This is a genomic window from Streptomyces sp. NBC_00289 (genome assembly GCF_041435115.1).
Classification (GTDB): domain Bacteria; phylum Actinomycetota; class Actinomycetes; order Streptomycetales; family Streptomycetaceae; genus Streptomyces.
In genome coordinates, this window is the sequence record NZ_CP108046.1 from 7,730,439 (window position 1) to 7,748,862 (window position 18,424).

The 18,424-nt window shown below is 74.4% G+C and carries 14 protein-coding genes; 1 reads left to right on the forward strand and 13 read right to left on the reverse strand.

The window, feature by feature from the left end:
- Positions 1-88: 88 nt before the first annotated feature.
- The 6 genes from cobC to cobM are packed head-to-tail and all read right to left on the reverse strand — an operon-like array spanning position 89 to position 6,436.
- Positions 89-1,165: an Rv2231c family pyridoxal phosphate-dependent protein CobC gene (cobC, locus tag OG985_RS34970; RefSeq protein ID WP_371672362.1), complete on the reverse strand. Its 1,077-nt coding sequence runs from the start codon at positions 1,163-1,165 to the stop codon at positions 89-91.
- Positions 1,155-2,084 (reverse strand): sirohydrochlorin chelatase, encoded by a 930-nt coding sequence (locus tag OG985_RS34975; RefSeq protein ID WP_371672363.1) that lies wholly within the window; start codon positions 2,082-2,084, stop codon positions 1,155-1,157. Before OG985_RS34975 ends, cobC begins: the two co-directional genes overlap by 11 nt.
- Positions 2,081-2,689: a precorrin-8X methylmutase gene (locus OG985_RS34980; RefSeq protein WP_371672364.1), complete on the reverse strand. Its 609-nt coding sequence runs from the start codon at positions 2,687-2,689 to the stop codon at positions 2,081-2,083. Before OG985_RS34980 ends, OG985_RS34975 begins: the two co-directional genes overlap by 4 nt.
- Positions 2,686-4,377 (reverse strand): precorrin-3B C(17)-methyltransferase, encoded by a 1,692-nt coding sequence (cobJ, locus tag OG985_RS34985; protein WP_371672365.1) that lies wholly within the window; start codon positions 4,375-4,377, stop codon positions 2,686-2,688. The genes OG985_RS34980 and cobJ overlap by 4 nt, the downstream gene beginning before the upstream one ends.
- Entirely contained in the window at positions 4,374-5,621 is a 1,248-nt protein-coding gene (cbiE, locus tag OG985_RS34990; RefSeq protein ID WP_371672366.1) for a precorrin-6y C5,15-methyltransferase (decarboxylating) subunit CbiE, read from the reverse strand. The genes cobJ and cbiE overlap by 4 nt, the downstream gene beginning before the upstream one ends.
- The gene (gene cobM, locus OG985_RS34995) at positions 5,618-6,436 is read right to left on the reverse strand and encodes a precorrin-4 C(11)-methyltransferase (RefSeq protein WP_371672367.1); all 819 of its coding nucleotides are present in this window, start codon (positions 6,434-6,436) and stop codon (positions 5,618-5,620) included. Before cobM ends, cbiE begins: the two co-directional genes overlap by 4 nt.
- Before the next feature lie 142 nt (positions 6,437-6,578).
- Here cobM and OG985_RS35000 point away from each other — a divergent pair, with 142 nt between their 5' ends.
- On the forward strand, positions 6,579-7,331 hold the full coding sequence (locus tag OG985_RS35000; RefSeq protein ID WP_371672368.1) for a ZIP family metal transporter: 753 nt from the start codon (positions 6,579-6,581) through the stop codon (positions 7,329-7,331).
- An 11-nt stretch (positions 7,332-7,342) separates the two neighbouring features.
- Here the strand turns inward: OG985_RS35000 and cobI are convergent, their stop codons facing one another.
- Genes cobI through OG985_RS35035 form a run of 7 tightly spaced genes read right to left on the reverse strand, consistent with a single transcriptional unit; the run spans position 7,343 to position 18,385 of the window.
- Positions 7,343-8,092, reverse strand: a complete 750-nt coding sequence (cobI, locus tag OG985_RS35005; protein WP_371672369.1) for a precorrin-2 C(20)-methyltransferase — start codon at positions 8,090-8,092, stop codon at positions 7,343-7,345.
- The gene (locus tag OG985_RS35010; RefSeq protein WP_371672370.1) at positions 8,089-9,579 is read right to left on the reverse strand and encodes a cobyrinate a,c-diamide synthase; all 1,491 of its coding nucleotides are present in this window, start codon (positions 9,577-9,579) and stop codon (positions 8,089-8,091) included. The genes cobI and OG985_RS35010 overlap by 4 nt, the downstream gene beginning before the upstream one ends.
- On the reverse strand, positions 9,573-10,172 hold the full coding sequence (gene cobO / locus OG985_RS35015; protein WP_371672371.1) for a cob(I)yrinic acid a,c-diamide adenosyltransferase: 600 nt from the start codon (positions 10,170-10,172) through the stop codon (positions 9,573-9,575). Before cobO ends, OG985_RS35010 begins: the two co-directional genes overlap by 7 nt.
- Positions 10,172-12,181: a putative cobaltochelatase gene (locus OG985_RS35020; protein WP_371672372.1), complete on the reverse strand. Its 2,010-nt coding sequence runs from the start codon at positions 12,179-12,181 to the stop codon at positions 10,172-10,174. The genes cobO and OG985_RS35020 overlap by 1 nt, the downstream gene beginning before the upstream one ends.
- A complete protein-coding gene (gene cobN, locus OG985_RS35025; RefSeq protein WP_371672373.1) occupies positions 12,178-15,846 on the reverse strand; it encodes a cobaltochelatase subunit CobN in 3,669 nt (1,222 codons plus the stop codon). Before cobN ends, OG985_RS35020 begins: the two co-directional genes overlap by 4 nt.
- A complete protein-coding gene (locus OG985_RS35030) occupies positions 15,843-17,375 on the reverse strand; it encodes a cobyric acid synthase (RefSeq protein ID WP_371672374.1) in 1,533 nt (510 codons plus the stop codon). The genes cobN and OG985_RS35030 overlap by 4 nt, the downstream gene beginning before the upstream one ends.
- Positions 17,372-18,385, reverse strand: coding sequence for a cobalamin biosynthesis protein (locus tag OG985_RS35035; RefSeq protein ID WP_371672375.1), 1,014 nt, complete (start codon positions 18,383-18,385; stop codon positions 17,372-17,374). The genes OG985_RS35030 and OG985_RS35035 overlap by 4 nt, the downstream gene beginning before the upstream one ends.
- Between the last annotated feature and the right edge of the window lie 39 nt (positions 18,386-18,424).

Consider the following 18,424-nt stretch of genomic DNA (forward strand, 5'->3'; position numbering starts at 1 on the left):
CTGGTCACGGGAGCGAGTGCGGTGGTCGGTGTCGACGGCGACGTGGAGATCCGCTTTCCGGACGGCACCCGGGAGACGGTGCCCCGGATCAGCGATGGGCCAGTGTCACGGCCCGGTCCAGCGCCTGGAGGAACGAGTTGACCGTGGTCCGGTCCCGGACCGCAAGCCGCAGCCAGTCCTCGCCCAGTCCCGGGAAGGTGTCCCCGCGGCGGACCGCGAAGCCGAGGTCACGCAGATGGCGGCGCACGGCGGCGGCCCGGGGGAGCCCCACGAGGACGAAGGGGCCCTCGGCCGGCTCCACGATCCGCAGCCCGTCCGAGGCGAACTCGGCGAGTCCCGCGACCAGATGGGCCCGGTCCGCGGCGACGCGGTGGGCCGCGTGCGCGGCCTCCGCCAGCGCCCGCGGCCCCATGCACGCCTCGGCCGCCGCGAGCGCCGGGGTGGACACCGGCCACAGCGGCTGCGCCCGCTCCAGCGCGGCGATCGTCTCCGGGTCGGCCAGCACGTACCCGATCCGCAGCCCGGCCAGCCCCCACGTCTTCGTCAGGCTGCGCAGGACGACGAGTCCGGGCACGTCCGTCCGCCCGGCCAGCGCCTCCCGCTCGCCGGGCACCGCGTCCAGGAACGCCTCGTCGACCACCAACGTCCGCCCGGGACGCGCGAGTCGAGCGACGGCGGCGGCCGGGTGCAGGACGGACGTCGGGTTCGTGGGATTGCCCAGCACGACCAGGTCGGCGTCCTCGGGGACGGCCGCCGGATCCAGCCGGAAACCGTCCTGTGCCCGCAGCAGCACCCGGCCGACCGAGTGCCCGGCGTCCCGCAGCGCCGCCTCCGGCTCGGTGAACTGCGGGTGCACGACCACCGGCCGCCGTACCTTCAGCGCCCGGGCGAGCAGCACGAAGGCCTCGGCCGCGCCCGCCGTCAGCAGCACCCGCTCCACCGGCAGCCGGTGCCGCGCCGCCACCGCGGCCCGCGCGGAGCGCCCGTCGGGGTAGGCCGCCAGCGAGGTCAGCGACGCGGCGACGTGCTCGCGCAGCCACTCCGGGGGCGTGTCCGCGCGGACGTTCACGGCGAGGTCGACGAGCGCCGAGCCGTCGTCGCGGACCTCGGCGTCACCGTGGTGGCGCAGGTCGTGGCCGCCCGTGCCGGGGTCCTCAGTGCGCATGGGAGTGGGCGTGGCCGTGTCCGTGGTGATGACCGTGCTGGTGGCCCTCGTCGTCGGGGTGGAAGTGCGGCTGCTGCGGCAGGCCCACCTTGTCCTCGAAGCCGGGCAGCGCGATGCGGTACACACAGGAGTCGCAGTTCATCCGCAGGTCGCCCCGCACCGCCTCCTCGTACCGCTCCATCACCAGGTCGAGCAGTTCGGGCTCCGGGCCGATCACGTCCGCGGACCGCACCTCGACCTCCGGATGCGCGGCCGCCCAGCCGTCGGTCTGCTGCCGGACCCGCTCCGGCAGGATGCCCGTGAACAGGAAGTACGGCAGGACGACGATCCGCCGCGCGCCCAGCTTCAGGCACCGGTCCAGACCGCTCGGCACGTCCGGCGCGGCCAGCGACACGAACGCCGTCTCCACGCCCGCGTACCCGCGCCCCTCCCACAGCAGCCGCGCCGCCTTGTGCACCTCGGCGTTGGCGTCCGGGTCGGTCGAGCCGCGCCCGACCAGCAGCACGGTCACGTCGGCCCGGTCGGCGGGCGTCCGCGTGCCGCCGCCCAGCGCCTCGTCCAGCCGCCGTTCCAGGACGGACAGCAGCGACGGGTGCGGGCCCAGCGGACGCCCGTACGTGTAGGAGATCCCGGGGTGGCGCTCCTGCTCGCGGGAGAGCGCCGCCGGGATGTCCCCCTTGGCGTGCCCGGCGGACACCAGCATCAGCGGCACGGCGGCGAACCGCCGTACGCCCCGCTCCACCAGTTCGGCGACGGCCTCGCCGAGCGGCGGCGGGGACAGCTCGATGAAGCCGCCCGCGACGGGCAGTTCGGGACGGCGCAGCGCCAGCTCCCGCACGAAGGCGCGGAACGCCTCGGCCCCGGCCTCGTCCCGGGTGCCGTGGCCGGCGATGAGCAGGGCGGGCGGCGGGGTGGTCACGATGTCTCCTCGGAGGTATTCGAGCGCTCGGCAGGCGAAGCGGTGGTGTACAGCAGGGCGTTGAGTGCGGCGGCGGCGACCGCCGAGCCACCCTTCTCGGACACGTTGCTCACGGCGGGCAGTCCGCTCTCGCGCAACGCGGCCTTGGACTCGGCCGCGCCGACGAAGCCGACGGGCAGGCCGATGACGAGTGCGGGGGAGGCGTCGAGGGTCAGCAGCTCCTCCAGCGCGGTCGGGGCGCAGCCGATCACCCAGAGCGCGCCGGGGCCGACCTCCTCGTACGCGAGGCGGATCGCGTGGGCCGAACGGGTCAGCCCCGGCCCGGACCTGGCGTCCCTGAGCCGGCAGACGGTCTCGCGCCGGGTGATCCCGGCCGCGACCATCTCCACGTCCACGACGACGGGCGCCCCCTCGTGCAGGGCCCTGTGCGCCTTCTCCAGCACACCCTCGTCGATGACCAGGTCGGTCGCGTAGTCGAGGTCGGCCGCGGAGTGCACGACCCGCTCCACGACGGCCCGGGTCAGCGGCGGGAAGTGCGAGGTGTCCAGGCGGGCGCGCAGCCGCCGGAAGGACTCCTGCTCGATGGGATGGACCACACGGTTCACTGGGCGCCCTCCTGCGATTCCTGCCAGCGGTAGCCGCGCGGGGTCACCATGCGCCCCGCGATGTCCCGGGTCGCGGTGTTGCCCACCGTCACGACCGTCATCATGTCGACCGTCGTCGGGTCGAGGCCGGCCAGTGTGGTCAGCCGCCCCGACTCGTCCGGACGTGACGCGTTGCGTACGACCCCGACCGGCGTCGTCGGCTCCCGGTGTTCCGCGAGGATCGCGAGCGCCTTCGGCAGCTGCCAGTCCCGGCCCCGGCTGCGCGGGTTGTAGAACGTCACGACGATGTCCGCCTCGGCCGCCGCCCGCACCCGCCGCTCGATGACCTCCCAGGGTGTGTGCAGGTCGGACAGGCTGATCGACACGTGGTCGTGACCCAGCGGGGCGCCGAGGATCGCGGCGGCCGCGAGCGCGGCGGTGACCCCGGGCACCCCGATCACGTCGATGTCGTCGGAGGCCTCGGCGAGCGCGGGGGAGGCCATGGCGTACACGCCCGCGTCCCCGCTGCCGATCAGCGCCACGGCCTGACCCTTCCGCGCCTCCGCGACGGCCGTTCGGGCCCGCTCCTCCTCGGCGCCGAGCCCGGACTCCAGGACGCGGGTGCCGGGCCGCAGCAGGTCGCGGATCTGGTCGACGTACTGGTCGAGGCCGACGAGCACGGAGGCGCGTCGCAGTTCCGCCTTCGCGCGGGGCGTCAGCAGGTCCCGGGCGCCGGGGCCGAGCCCGACGACCGCGAGCCGCCCGCGGGCCGGCCGGCGTACGACGGCACAGGTCGCCATCGCGGGACTCGCGGCCGACTTGCGCTTGGGGACGAGGAGTTCTCCGCCCCGTACCAGCGCGGCGGCCTCCGCGACGGACGGCGTGCCGACGGCGGCCAGCGGCGCGGCGGAGGGGTTGGGCACCTCGACCTCCGACAACCGCTCCGCGGAGTGGGTGACGAGGGGTACGCCCAGGCGCGCGGCGGCCTCCACGATGCCGGGCTCCCCGGCCTTGGCGTCGACGGTGGCGAGCTCGGCCACGCTGCGGGCGGACAGCCCCGCGTCCCGCAACGCCCCCTCGATCAGCGCGAGCACCTCGTCGGCCGGGGCGCCCTTGGAGGCGCCGACGCCGACGACGAGCGTGGGCGGCCGGAGCACGACCTCGTGCGCGGCGGGCTCGACGAGACGGTCCGTCACGCGGATCGCGTACGTTCCCGCGTCCGTGACCCGCAGCGGGGGCAGCGGCCAGGCCGACTCCGCCTTCAGCGCCACCGGTTCGCCGTCGAGCATGGCCCGGGAGACCCCGGCGACATCCCCTTCGACCGGAAGCCCCAGCGTGTCCAGGCCCGGCACCCCCACGGCGTCCGTCGCCGTCGTCACCACGGGCTCGGCTCCCAGCAACTCGCCTACCTCCAGGGCGAGTTCGTTGGCGCCTCCCGCGTGCCCGCCCACCAGCGACACGGCGAACCGGCCGCCCTCGTCGACGCACACCACACCCGGGTCGGACGCCTTGTCGGCCAGCAGGGGGGCCACGAGCCGTACGACCGCGCCGGTGGCGAGGAAGCACACGAGCTGCTCACACTCGGCGAACGCCCGCCGTACGGCGTCCCCGACCGGGCCGTCGTACACCCTGGTCCGGGAGGGCCACGCGGCGGCCAGCCGGTCCCGCGCAGCCGCCCCCGCCACGGTGGCGGAAATGAGGCCGATCACTGAGCAACTCCTTTGCTGTCGGTACTCGCCGGGGGTCTGACGCCCCACAGCAGGAAAACGGGATTGGTCGCCGCGAGCCGGGTCACGTCACCCGGCAGCGGCGCGAGCCGGGACGACTGCAACAGCACCCCGTCGCAGGCGAATCCGGCGCAGGTCAGCGCCTCGCGCACGGCCGGCACCCGGTCGAGCGCGGCCAGGGCGACCACGACGGTTCGCCGTGCCCGCCGCGCGCACGCCGTGACGATCGCGGGCAGTTCACGTCCTCCGCCGCCGACGAACACGGCGTCGGGGTCGTCGAGGTCGGACAGCACGGTGGGCGCCGCCCCGTGCACGGCTCGCACGTCCACCCCGTGGGCGGCCGCGTTGGCCCGGATCCGCTCGACACCGTCCCGGGTCTTCTCGACCGCGGTGACGGCGGCGCCGAGCCGCGCGCACTCGACCGCCACGGACCCGGAGCCGGCCCCCACGTCCCAGACCAGGTCGCCCGGCCGGGGGCCGAGCCGGGCCAGCGCCAGCGCCCGCACCTCGAACTTGGTGATCATCGAGTCGCGGTGGGTGAACTCGGCCTCGTCCAGGGCCCATCCGGCGGGACCGGGCGGCAGGCCCGCGACCGTGCGGACGCCACCCGGCGCCCGCGTCTCGTCCAGGCAGAGCACCACGTTCACGCCCGTGCCCCAGTCACGGGCGGCGGCCGCGGCCGGCGACACCCGCTCGACGCGTTCGTGCCCGGGGTCGCCCAGCGCGGAGGCGACGACCAGGACCCGCCCGCCGGAGGCGCGGGCGAGCGCGGCACCGAGCTCCGCGGGTCCAGCCCCCGGCCCCGTCAGGACCGCGACCTTCGGCCGGGCCCGGCACACGTTGACGGCCGTGCGCAGATCCCGCCCGTGCGCGCTGACCACCACGGCGTCGTCCCAGGTCAGTCCGATCCGTGCGAAGGCGGCGGCGACGGAGGACACCCCGGGCCGCACGTCCAGCCGGTCCGCCCCGAACCGCTCCGCCAGCACCCGCACGATCCCGAAGAACCCGGGGTCCCCGGAGGCCAGCACGACGACCGGTTCCCGCTTGTCCAGATACCGCTCGATGGTGTCCAGTGCCGGAGCGAGCGGCCCGAGGACGACGCGCTCCGCCCCCTCCGGCAGCGCGGCGGCCGCCAGATGCCGCCGGCCGCCCACCACCAGCCGGGCCCCGCCCAGCGCCTCCGCGGCGACCGGCGCCCCCGTCCCCGTACCGACGACCGTGATCATGTGCTCGCACCCCGCGCGCGCAGGGCCCTGCGGGCCTCCGGGTCGGCCTTGCGGTACCCGTGGAAGTGGCCGGGGTGGTAGAGGTGCGAACGGGTGCCGTGCGCCCCGAGGGCGGGGCCGACCAGGAAGAGCGTGTGCTTCCAGAGCTTGTGCTCCTTGACCGTCTCCTCCAGCGTGGCGATCGTGCACCGCACGACCAGCTCCTCCGGCCAGGTCGCCTGATAGGCGACGACGACCGGCGTGTCCGTCGGGTAGCCGCCCTCCAGCAGCTCCCGCACCAGCTGTCCGCTGCGGGCGGCCGACAGGAACAGCGCCATGGTCGTGCCGTGCTTGGCGAACTCGCGGACCTCCTCCCCGGGCGGCATCGGCGTCTTGCCGCCGCCGAGCCGGGTGAGGATCACCGACTGCGCCACCTCGGGAATGGTCAGCTCGCGCTGCACGAGGGCGGCGACGGCGGAGAAGGCGGAGACGCCGGGGACCACCTCCGTCTCGACGCCGAGTTCCGCGCACCGGTCGAGCTGTTCCTGCGTGCCGCCCCACAGCGCCGGGTCGCCGGAGTGGATCCGGGCCACCCGCAGCCCCGTCTCGCGGGCGCGCCGGTACACGGCGACGACGTCCTCCAGGGACATGGTCGCCGAGTCGAGGATCTCGGCGCCCTCGCGCGCGTGCTCGAGGACCTCCGCCTGGACCAGACTGGCGGCCCAGATCACGACGTCGGCCTCGGCGATGGCACGCGCGGCACGGAACGTCAGCAGATCGGCGGCGCCGGGGCCGGCACCGACGAAGGTCACCTTGCCGGCGGGGGCATCGGCCATGGGAACGGTCCTCTCTAGCAAAGGTCTTACGGCATTTCGCATGGGTTTGCGGGGTTCTGTGCGGTATTGCGAGGCGTTACGGGTGGTGCGGAAGTCGGTGCCGGATGTGCGTGAAGGGGCTCCGATCGGATAGCAAGGGCGTATGGCGGTCCTCGTCGCGCTCGGCGCGTTCCTGATGACGCTGGCCGGCGGCTGGACGGCACAGCGTGTGACCGACCGCCGTCACCTGGTCCTCGGCCTTGCCGGTGGCCTGATGCTGGGCGTGGTCGGCCTGGATCTGCTGCCGGAGGCGCTGGAGGCGGCCGGCACCGAGGTCTTCGGCGTACCGGCGGCGCTGCTGCTGTTCGTGGGCGGCTTCCTGCTGGCCCATCTGGTGGAACGTCTGCTGGCCGTCCAGCAGGTCGCGCACGGCGGCGAGGAGACCGTTCCCACGGCCGGCCGCTCCCGTGACGACCGGGCGCCGGAGGTGGGGCTGACGGCGGCGGCCGCGATGGTCGGCCACAGCGCCATGGACGGTGTGGCGATCGGCGCCGCGTTCCAGGTCGGCGGCGGCATGGGCACCGCGGTCGCCCTCGCCGTGGTCGCCCACGACTTCGCGGACGGCTTCAACACGTACACGATCACGAGCCTGTACGGGAACGCCCGCCGCAAGGCGCTCGCGATGCTGTTCGCGGACGCCGTGGCGCCGATGGTGGGCGCGGCCTCCACCCTGTTCTTCACCATCCCGGAGCAGCTGCTCGGCGGCTATCTCGGCCTGTTCGGCGGCGCGCTCCTCTACCTCGCCGCCGCCGAGATCCTGCCCGAGGCCCACCACGAACACCCGGCCCGTTCCACGGTGCTGTGCACGGTGGCGGGCGTCGGGTTCATCTGGCTGGTGGTGGGCCTCGCCGGATGACCGGCGGGCGGTCACAGCTTGCCGCCCCGCCCGCCGCCGCGCCGGGCGGGCGCGATGAGCGTCGAGAGGTACGGCAGGGCGGCGTCGTCGAGCTCGGCGGCCGGCCGGATGGACTCCTCCGCGAGGCCGAGCGCCGAGCCCCACACGGCGTCGTCGATCCGCCCGGTCTCCCGCAACGCCTCGGCCACCTCGCGGGCCTGCCGCCCGAACTTGTAGGCGACGACGGTCCCGGGCCCGTTCAACGCGTCCTTGAGCACCGAGGCGCCCGCCGTCACCGGCACCAGGGTGAGCGGCTCGGTCCCCTCGGTCAGGACGGCGCCCGAGCGGGCCGCGAGATCCTGCATGGCCGTGATCCCGGGCACCGTCTCCACGACGGTGCCCGGTACCAGCTCGGCGATGGTCTGCGCGAGATAGGTGAAGGTCGAGTAGACGTTGGGGTCGCCGATCGTCGCGAAGGCGACGGACCCACGGTCCCTGAGCAACTGCGCGACCCGCCGGCCGGCCGCGTCCCACGCGGCCTCCCGGCGCGCCCGGTCGCTGCGCTCGTTGAGCGCGAACACGATCCGGACGACCTTCTCCCCGGGCACGTAGTGCAGCACGGTCGCCTCGGCCCGCCCGGGCTCACCTCCGTCCGTCCCGTCGGCCGCGGCCATCACGGGGACGACGACCACCTCGGCGGCGCGCAGGGCGTTGACGCCCTTGACGGTCACCAGCTCGGGGTCACCGGGCCCGACCCCGACTCCGATCAGCCTGCTGCTCATGACGTCCGGCACCTCTCCACGAACCGACGGGCGACACCGGGCTGGCCGGCCCAGTGCGTGTGCAGATAACTCGCGTGCACACCTCGCTGTACAAAACCCTCCAGTCGCCGCGCCGGTGTTCGCACACCCCAGGCGGCGACCTCTCCGGCCCCCGGCTCCACCACCGTCCGGTGGAACTCGTGCCCGCGCATCCGCGTCCCCGCGACGGCGAGGACACTGTCGCTCACGGCGACCGCGTCCCGGTACCCGAGCGTGAGCCGTCCGGTCATCCGCGCGCCGGCGTCGAGCACCCCGCACATGGGCTGCCCGTCGAGCTCCCGGCACAGGTACAGCAGCCCGGCACACTCGGCGGCGACGGGCGCGCCGGTCTCCACGAGGGCCGTGACGGCCTTGCGCAGCGGCTCGTTGGCCGACAGCTCGGCCGCGTACACCTCCGGAAAGCCACCGCCGATGACCAACCCGGCCGTTCCGTCGGGCAGTTGCTCGTCGCGGAGCGGATCGAAGGTGACGACCTCGGCCCCGGCGGCGGCCAGCAGCTCGGCATGCTCGGCGTAGGAGAAGGTGAAGGCGGGCCCACCGGCAATGGCTATTCTCAGCCCGTTGGGGGGAACCTGAGGACGTGGCCTCGCAGCCGTTCCCAGCCCGTCCGGCGTCTGAGGACGAGGCGCTTCGGGCCGACAGCGGGGGTCTGGGGGCGCAGCCCCCGGGGACGGGAAGGGAAGGGGCGGCGGGGGCGAGACACCCAGCGCCTCGGCCGCGTCCCAAGCCGCGCAGGACAACGCACCCGCACCGGCCGCCAGCGCCGCCAGCGCATCGAGATCGCACCCGTCGGAGACCTGCGCGGCCATCGCGGCGACAGCCTCCACGGCCTCAGCCCGCCGCTCGGCGACCGGCACCAGCCCCAGATGCCGCGAAGGCGTCGCCACCTGCTCCACCCGCCGCAGCACACCCAGCACCGGCACCCCGGCCGAGTCCAGCGCGTCCCGCAACAACTCCTCGTGCCGGTCGGAAGCGACCTTGTTGAGGATCACGCCCCCGATCCGCACCTCCGGATCCCAGGACGCGAACCCGTGCACGAGCGCGGCGACCGACCGGGACTGCGAGGACGCGTCCACGACCAGCACCACCGGCGCCCGCAGCAGCTTCGCCACCTGGGCGGTGGACGCCAGTTCGCCCTCCCCGGCGGCCCCGTCGTACAGCCCCATCACTCCCTCGACGACGGCGATGTCACAGCCGCGGGACCCGTGCAGGAACAGCGGACCGACCAGCTCCGGCCCGCACAGGTACGCGTCGAGGTTGCGCCCGGCCCGCCCGGTGGCGAGCGCGTGGTACCCGGGGTCGATGTAGTCCGGCCCGACCTTGTGCGGGGACACCGAGAGCCCCCGCCCGGCGAACGCGGCCATCAGCCCCGTGGCCACGGTGGTCTTGCCGCTGCCCGAGGAGGGCGCGGCGACGACCAGCCGGGGCACGGAGGAGGACGTCACCACTCGATGCCCCTCTGGCCCTTCTGGCCGGCGTCCATGGGGTGCTTGACCTTCGACATGTCGGTCACCAGGTCGGCGACGTCGAGGAGCTTCGCGGGCGCGTTCCGCCCGGTGATCACCACGTGCTGGGTGCCCGGCCGGTCCCGCAGCACCGCGACGACCTCATCCGTGTCGATCCAGCCCCAGTGCATGGGGTAGGCGAACTCGTCGAGCACGTACAGCTGATACGTCTCGGCGGCCAGGTCCCGCTTGACCTGCTCCCAGCCCTCGCGCGCCTTGTCCTCGTTGTCCATCTGCGCGTCGCGCTGCACCCACGACCAGCCCTCGCCCATCTTGTGCCAGGCGACCGACCCGCCCTCGCCGGAGTCGCCGAGCACGCGCAGCGCCCGCTCCTCTCCGACCTTCCACTTGGCCGACTTGACGAACTGGAACACCCCGATCGGCCAGCCCTGGTTCCAGGCCCGCAGCGCGAGCCCGAAGGCGGCGGTCGACTTTCCCTTGCCGACCCCGGTGTGCACGACGACCAGCGGACGGTTCCGCCGTTGACGGGTCGTCAGGCCGTCGTCCGGCACCACACTCGGCTGTCCCTGCGGCATTACGCGGCCCTCCTGTCGCCCTGAACGTCCCTGACCAGCCCGGCGATCGAGTCCGCCCGCAGCTCCTCCAGCGTCACCGCCGTACCGCCCAGCTCACCCGCGAGCCGCCCCGCGAGACCCAGCCGCACCGGCCCCGACTCGCAGTCCACGACCACGGAGGCGACCTGGTCGGCCGCGAACAGCCGCGCCGCCCGCCCGGCCAGCGCGACCGGCTCCGGCCCGCCGGTGGCCCGCCCGTCGGTCACCACCACCACGAGCGCCCGCCGCGCGGGATCGCGCAGGCGTTCCACCCGCAGTACGTCGTGCGCCTTGAGCAGCCCGGCCGCCAGCGGCGTCCGGCCGCCGGTCGGCAGGGACTCCAGCCGGGCCGCCGCCGCGTCGACCGAGGAGGTCGGCGGCAGCGCGAGGTCGGCGGCCGACCCCCGGAAGGTCACCAGACCCACCTTGTCCCGCCGCTGGTACGCGTCGAGGAGCAGCGACACCACGGCGCCCTTCACGGCGCTCATCCGCTGCCGTGCCGCCATCGACCCGGAGGCGTCCACCACGAAGAGCACGAGGTTGCCCTCGCGGCCCTCCCGGGTGGCCTGCCGCAGGTCGTCCCGGCGTACGACGAGCCCCGGCCCGGACCGCCCCCGGGCCCGCTGATGCGGCGCCGCGGCCCGCACGGTCGCCGCCAGGTGCAGCTTGGTGAGCGCCCCCCGGGGCCGTCGCGCCCCCGTGGTCCGCCCCTGCTCGGTCCGCGCCCGCGACCGCCGTCCGGCGGCGCCCTCGCCGAGACCGGGAACGCTCAGCACCCTGGTGCGGAACGGCTCGGCGGCGCGCACCGGCTGCTGGTCGCCGGAGCCCGCGCCGGAGGGCTGCGGTTCGCCGCCCTCGCCGGCCTCGGGACGCGCGCCCGTGTCACCGCCCTGGGGGCCTTCGGGGCCCTCGGAGTCCGGTGCGGGCGGCTGCCCGCCGCCCCCGCCGGGTCCGTCGGGGCCCGGGTCGTCGTCCTCGGGCTCCGCGTACTGCTCCAGCGTCTCGTCGAGCTTGTCCTCGTCGAGGCCCGGCGCGTCGAAGGGATTGCGCCGCCTCCGGTGCGGCAGCGCGAGCAGCGCGGCCTGCCGTACGTCCTCGGCGAGCACGTCGGTGCGCCCGGCCCAGGCGGCCAGCGCGGTCGCCGTACGGGCCATCACGATGTCGGCCCGCATGCCGTCCACCTCGAACGCGGCACAGGTCGCCGCGATCTGCCGGAGCGCCCCGTCGCCCAGCCGCACCGACGGCAGCAGTTCCCGCGCCGCCACGATCCGCGCCCGGACGGCGGTCTCCTCCTGCGCCCACCGGGCGGCGAACGCGTCGGGGTCGTCGTCGTGGGCGAGCCGCCGCCGTACGACCTCCACCCGCTGGTCGGGCTCCCGGGAGGCCGCCACCTCGACGGTCAGCCCGAACCGGTCGAGCAACTGCGGCCGCAGCTCGCCCTCTTCGGGGTTCATGGTGCCGACGAGCAGGAACCGGGCGGCGTGCCGTACGGAGACGCCCTCGCGTTCCACGTACGACGCGCCCATCGCGGCCGCGTCGAGAAGCAGGTCGACCAGGTGGTCGTGGAGCAGGTTGACCTCGTCGACGTACAGGATGCCGCGGTGCGCGGCGGCCAGCAGCCCGGGCTCGAAAGCCTTCACGCCCTCGGCGAGCGCCCGCTCGATGTCGAGGGCGCCGACGAGCCGGTCCTCGGAGGCGCCGACGGGCAGTTCCACCATGCGGGAGGGCCGGGACTCGAAGGCCCCGGGCTCGTGCGGACCGTCCGGGCAGGCCGGGTCGGGGGAGGCGGGGTCGCAGGAGAACCGGCACCCGGAGACGACCTCCACCTGCGGCAGGAGGGCCGAAAGGGCGCGTACCGCCGTGGACTTGGCGGTGCCCTTCTCGCCGCGCACCAGCACACCGCCGACGGCGGGCGAGACGGCGTTCAGCAGCAGCGCGAGCCGCAGGTCGTCCTGGCCGACGACGGCCGTGAACGGAAAGGGGGTACTCACTTCTGGTCGCCCTCCAGGTCGCCTTCCAGCTCCAGGTACGTGGCCCGCAGCCGTTCCAGGGTGTCCGCGTCCGGTTCCGCCCACAGCCCGCGCTCGGCGGCCTCCAGGAGGCGCTCCGTGATGCCGCGCAGGGCCCACGGGTTGGACTTCTTCATGAAGTCCTGGTTCTCCGCGTCGAAGACGTACTCGGCGCTGAGCTTCTCGTACATCCAGTCGTCCACGACCCCGGCCGTGGCGTCGTAGCCGAAGAGGTAGTCGACGGTCGCCGCCATCTCGAAGGCGCCCTTGTAGCCGTGCCGCCGCATCGCCGCCATCCAGCGCGGGTTGACGACGCGGGCGCGGAAGACGCGGTGGGTCTCCTCGCCCAGTGTGCGGGTCCTGACCTGGTCGGGGACGGCCGAGTCGCCCACGTACGCCTCGGGGGAGGCGCCGGTCAGGTGCCGGACCATCGCGACCATGCCGCCGTGGTACTGGAAGTAGTCGTCGGCGTCCACCAGGTCGTGCTCGCGGGTGTCGACGTTCTTCGCGGCGACCGCGATGCGCTTGAACGCGGTCTCCATGTCCCCGCGCGCCGCCCGCCCGTCGAGCCCGCGCCCGTAGGCGTAGCCGCCCCACACCGCGTACACCTCGGCGAGGTCGGCGTCGGAGCGCCAGTTGCGGGCGTCGATCAGCGGCAGCAGCCCGGCGCCGTACGCGCCCGGCTTGGAGCCGAAGATACGGGCGGTCGCCCGCCGCCGGTCGCCGTGCTCGGCGGTGTCGGCGTCGGCGTGGGCCCGGACGTGGTTCTGCTCGGCGGGCTCGTCCAGCTCGGCCACCGCCCGGACCGCGTCGTCGATCAGCCCGACGACGTGCGGGAACGCGTCCCGGAAGAACCCGGAGATACGGACCGTGACGTCGATGCGCGGCCGGCCGAGCTCCGCCAGGGGCACGATCGCGAAGCCGGTCACCCGGCGCGAGGCGTCGTCCCACACGGGCCGGCAGCCCAGCAGCGCCAGGATCTCGGCGATGTCGTCGCCCTGGGTGCGCATGGCGGAGGTGCCCCAGACCGTCAGGCCGACGGACTTCGGGTACGCGCCGGTGTCCTGGAGATAGCGCTGTACGAGCGAGTCGGCGAGCGACTGCCCGACCTCCCAGCTCAGCCGGGACGGAATGGCCTTGGGGTCGACCGAGTAGAAGTTGCGGCCGGTCGGCAGGACGTTGACGAGACCGCGGGTGGGCGAGCCGGACGGCCCGGCCGGGACGTAACCGCCGTTCAGGGCCTTGAGGATGTGGTCGATCTCGTCGGTCGTGCGGGCCAGGCGGGGTACGACCTCGCGGCAGGCGAACTCCAGGACCGCGACGGCGTCCGGGAGTTCGGTGCCGAGGACGTCACGCACGAGCGCGGGAACGGCCGCCGCGTCCCAGCCGCGCTCCTCCATGCCCTCCGCGAACCGCCGGCACAGCTGCTCCAGCAGGTCCACGGCGTCGGCGCCGGTCCGTGCCGGTCCGTCGACGCGTTCCGTCAGCTCCACCGGCACCTTCACCGGCGCGCCCGGCTCGGCGAGCAGCTCCTTCTCGACCAGGCCGAAGTGCTCGGCCAGACAGGCCCGCAGACCGGGCAGCGCGTTCGCGGTGCCGCCCCACACCTGGGAGGCGCGCAGCACGGCCAGCACCAGGTTGACCCGCGGCTCGGCCTCCGGCCCGCCGCCCAGAACGTGCAGGCCGTCCCTGATCTGGACGTCCTTGATCTCGCAGAGGTAGCCGTCGATGTGCATGACGAACGAGTCGAAGTCGCCGTCGTCCGGCTGGTCGTCCACGTGCAGGTCGTGATGCAGCTCGGCCGCCTTGACCAGCGTCCAGATCTGGGCGCGCACCGCCGGGGCCTTCGTCGGGTCCAGGTCGGACACGAGCGCGTACTCGTCGAGGAGCTGCTCCAGCTTCGCGAGATCGCCGTAGGTGTCCGCGCGCGCCATCGGCGGCACGAGGTGGTCGACGACCGTGGCGTGCCCGCGGCGCTTGGCCTGGGTGCCCTCGCCCGGGTCGTTGACGATGAAGGGGTAGACGAGGGGGAGTTCACCCAGCACGGCGTCGGGCGCGCAGCCGCCGCTGAGCCCGAGTCCCTTGCCCGGCAGCCATTCCATGGTGCCGTGCTTGCCCATGTGCACGACCGCGTCGGCGCCGAAGCCCCCCTCCGACGTCGTGGCCTCCAGCCAGCGGTAGGCCGCCATGTAGTGGTGCGAGGGCGGCATGTCGGGGTCGTGGTAGATCGCGATCGGGTTCTCCCCGAAGCCGCGCGGCGGCTGGATCATCACCACGACGTTCCCGAACTGAAGGGAGGCCAGCACGATGTCGTCCCCGTCGACGTAGAGGGAGCCCGGCGGCTCGCCCCACGCCTCGAGCATCCCCTCGCGCAGCGCGGGGTCGAGCTGGTCGAACCAGGCCCGGTAGTCGGCGAGCGGCACGCGCGCGGGAGCGGCGGCGAGCTGCTCCTCGGTGAGCCATTCGACGTCGTGGCCACCGGCGTTGATGAGCCGGTGGATCAGTTCGTCGCCGTTGTCCGGGTGCCCCTCGACGAGGTACCCGGCGTCGCGCAGCGCGTCCAGCACCCGCACCGCCGAGGCGGGCGTGTCGAGCCCCACCGCGTTGCCGACCCGCGAGTGCTTGGTCGGGTAGGCGGTGAAGACGAGCGCGAGCTTCTTCTCCGCGTTCGGCTTGTGCCGCAACCGGGCATGCCGTACGGCGATTCCGGCGACCCGCGCGGCCCGCTCGGGGTCGGCGACGTACACCGGCACCTCGTCCGGTCCCTGCTCCTTGAACGAGAACGGCACCGTGATGAGCCGCCCGTCGAACTCCGGGATCGCGACCTGCATCGCCGCGTCCATGGGGGACAGGGCGGCGTCGGAGTCCTGCCAGGCGCTCCTCGACGAGGTGAGACACAGACCCTGGAGAACGGGCACGTCGAGGTCGGCGAGGGCCCCGATGTCCCAGGCCTCCTCGTCGCCACCGGCCGAGGCCTGCGAGGCGTGCGTGCCGCCGGCGGCGAGGACGGTGGCGACCAGGGTGTCGGCCCGCCCGAGGATCTCGTACAGCCCGGCGTCCGCGCCGCGCAGCGAACCGCAGTACACGGCGAGGGCGTTGGCGCCCCGCGCCTCGATCGCCTCGCACAGCGTGTCCACGAAGCCGGTGTTGCCGCTGAGCTGGTGGGCCCGGTAGAAGAGCACGCCGACGGTGGGACGGCCCTCGACGTACGAGCGCTCCCCGTGCACCCCGAACTCGGGCATCTTCCGCGGCTCGTCGAACCCCTCACCGGTCAGCAGTACGGTGTCGGAGAGGAAGCGGGTGAGCTCCGTCAGGTTCTCCGGGCCGCCCTCGACGAGATAGCGCAGCGCCTCGGCCACGACACCGGCCGGCACGGACGACTCGGCCATCAACTCGGCGTCCGGGACGGTCTCCCCGCCGAGCAGCACGGTCGGGACGCCGGACGCCCTGAGCGCGGCCAGCCCGTCCTCCCAGGCCCGCTTGCCGCCGAGCAGCCGTACGACGGCGACGTCCGCGCCCGCGATCAGCGCGGGCAGCTCCTCCGCGACGTCGATCCGGGTCGGATTGCCGATCCGGTACGGGGCGCCGGAGGCACGCGCCGCCAGCAGATCCGTGTCGGCGGTCGACAACAACAACACTGTGCTCATGCGGGCGCTCCCGGTGGAATGAAAGGCAGTCCTTGCGGCGCGCCGGACTCGATGAGCCGCCACAGCGCGTCCGTGTCCGCGTGCTGTTCGATCAGGTCGCCGAGCCGGTCGAGCTGCTCCTCGCGCAGCGCGGCGAACGAGGTGTCGGCGGCCGGTACGAACCGGCGGCCCGCGGCGGCCGCCACCTCGCGCAGGAAGGCACGCCGGAAACCGTCCGACTCCAGGGAGCCGTGCCAGTGCGTGCCCCAGACCTGGCCGACCCGGCAACCGTCCAGGCCGTGCCCCTCGCCGTCGGAGATGAACGCGTCTCCGCCCATGACGTCGGCGACCCCGTGGTGGATCTCGTACCCCTCGACGTGTTCGCCGAGGGCCTCGCCGACGGGCCGGGTGAGGGTCTTCTCGCGGGCGAACCGCACCCGGACGGGCAGCAGTCCGAGTCCCGTCACCCGCCCCCGCCGGCTCTCGACCTCGTCCTCGATGCGCTCACCGAGCAGCTGGTAGCCACCGCAGATGCCGAGCACCGGCCGGCCCTCGGCGGCGCGCCGCGCGAGCGCGCCGGCCAGGCCCCGCTCCCGCAGCCACTCCAGCGCGCGGACCGTGCCCCGGGTGCCCGGGACCACCACGAGGTCGGCGTCCGCCAGTTCCTCGGGCCGGTCCACGAACCGCACCACGACACCCGGTTCGGCGGCCAGCGCGTCCACGTCGGTGAAGTTGGACATGAGGGGGACCGCGCAGACGGCGACGCGCAGGACGTCCTCGCCGACGGGTGGGGCGGTGGCCGACTCGCGGACCGTCCCGCGCAACGAGATGCGCAGCCCGTCCTCCTCGTCGATGCCGAGCCCGTGCCGGAAGGGCAGCACGCCGTAGGTCCGCCGTCCGGTGAGCCCGTGCAGCATGTCGAGGCCCGGCTCCAGCAGCGAGACGTCCCCCCGGAACTTGTTGACGAGGAACCCGGCGACGAGCTCCTGGTCCTCGGGGGACAGCAGGGCGACCGTGCCGAAGAAGGAGGCGAACACGCCCCCGCGGTCGATGTCGCCGACGACGAGCACGGGCAGCCGCGCGCCCCGCGCGATGCCCATGTTCACGATGTCGGTGCGCCGCAGATTGATCTCCGCGGGACTGCCGGCCCCCTCACAGATCACCGCGTCATACGTGCCCCGCAACTCGGCGAGACAGTCGAGCACGGTCCCCAGCAGTTGCCGCTGCCGCCCTCCGTGGTAGCCGCGGGCACTCAACTCGCCCACGGGCCGCCCCATGAGCACGACCTGACTGCTCTGTTCGCCGCCCGGCTTGAGCAGGACGGGATTCATCTGCACCGTCGGCTCGACGCGGCACGCCTGCGCCTGCATGGCCTGCGCACGGCCGATCTCGGCGCCCTCCCGCGTCACGAACGAGTTGAGGGACATGTTCTGCGCCTTGAACGGCGCGACCTTGACCCCCTGCCGGACCAGCCAGCGGCAGATCCCGGCGGTGACGACGCTCTTGCCGGCGTCGGAGGTGGTGCCGGCGACCAGGAGACCACCGTTCATGACGTACGCCCCTTCACGATCCGCGTGGCAGAGATCCGCGTGACAGATGTCCGCGTGACAGATGTCCGCCTGACGAGCAGTCGCGTGGCGGCGATCCGCGCGGCGACGGTGACGCCGAGCGCGAGAACACCGACGCGCCGGGAGAGCCGCGCGGCCCGTTCGATGTCCCGTACCCGCACGGCACGCCCCGCCTGGTTCAGCACCGGCCGCCGCTCCACCCGCCCCCCGTACGACAGGGTCCCGCCCAGCCGCACCCCGAGTGCCCCCGCGAACGAGGCCTCCACGGGACCGGCGTTGGGGCTCGGGTGCTTCCCGGCGTCGGCACGCCAGGCCTGTACGGCACCCCGCGGGTCCCCTCCGCCGACGGCGGCCAGGACGGCGGTCAGCCGTGCTCCCGGCCACCCCGCGAGGTCGTCGAGCCGGGCGGAGGCCCATCCGTAGCGCAGGTATCTGGGCGACCGGTGCCCGACCATCGCGTCGAGGGTGTTCACGGCCCGGAACCCGACGAGACCGGGCACACCGCCCAACGCGCCCCACACCAGCGCCCCCACGACCGCGTCCGAGGTGTTCTCGGCGACGGACTCGACCACGGCCCGGGCGATCCCGTCCGCGTCGAGGGCCTGCGGATCGCGCCCGCACAGATGCGGCAGCCGCGCCCGCGCGGCCTCGACGTCCCCGGCCTCCAGGGCCCGGCCGACGGCCCGCGCCTCGCGCTGGAGGCTGGTCGCGCCCACCACGGCCCAGGTCGCGGCGGCGGTCAGCGCGACGGAGGCGGTACGGGACGGTCGTACGAGCGAAGTGGCGGCGGCGGCCAGGGAGACGGCGCTTCCGGCGCAGACGGCGGTGTGCAGCACGCCGTGGCCCCGGTGGTCCCGCCACAGCAGGCGTTCCACGGCACCGGCGGCCCGGCCGAACGCGGCGACCGGATGTCCGCGGCGCGGATCACCGAGGACCAGGTCGGCGAGGAGGCCGGCGGCGGCGCCGTACGCGAAGACGCGATCGGCACGCATCGGCTCAGCCGGCCGAGGGGTCGGGCAGAGCGCCGGCGG

Bases quoted from the DNA above. Each gene is read 5' to 3' on its own strand.
- OG985_RS35030 (WP_371672374.1), bottom strand. From the start codon at position 17,375: ATGAACGGTGGTCTCCTGGTCGCCGGCACCACCTCCGACGCCGGCAAG.
- cobI (WP_371672369.1), bottom strand. From the start codon at position 8,092: ATGAGCAGCAGGCTGATCGGAGTCGGGGTCGGGCCCGGTGACCCCGAG.
- cbiE (WP_371672366.1), bottom strand. From the start codon at position 5,621: ATGATCACGGTCGTCGGTACGGGGACGGGGGCGCCGGTCGCCGCGGAG.
- cobC (WP_371672362.1), bottom strand. From the start codon at position 1,165: ATGCGCACTGAGGACCCCGGCACGGGCGGCCACGACCTGCGCCACCAC.
- cobO (WP_371672371.1), bottom strand. From the start codon at position 10,172: ATGCCGCAGGGACAGCCGAGTGTGGTGCCGGACGACGGCCTGACGACC.
- cobN (WP_371672373.1), bottom strand. From the start codon at position 15,846: ATGAGCACAGTGTTGTTGTTGTCGACCGCCGACACGGATCTGCTGGCG.
- OG985_RS35035 (WP_371672375.1), bottom strand. From the start codon at position 18,385: ATGCGTGCCGATCGCGTCTTCGCGTACGGCGCCGCCGCCGGCCTCCTC.
- cobM (WP_371672367.1), bottom strand. From the start codon at position 6,436: ATGGCCGATGCCCCCGCCGGCAAGGTGACCTTCGTCGGTGCCGGCCCC.
- OG985_RS35000 (WP_371672368.1), top strand. From the start codon at position 6,579: ATGGCGGTCCTCGTCGCGCTCGGCGCGTTCCTGATGACGCTGGCCGGC.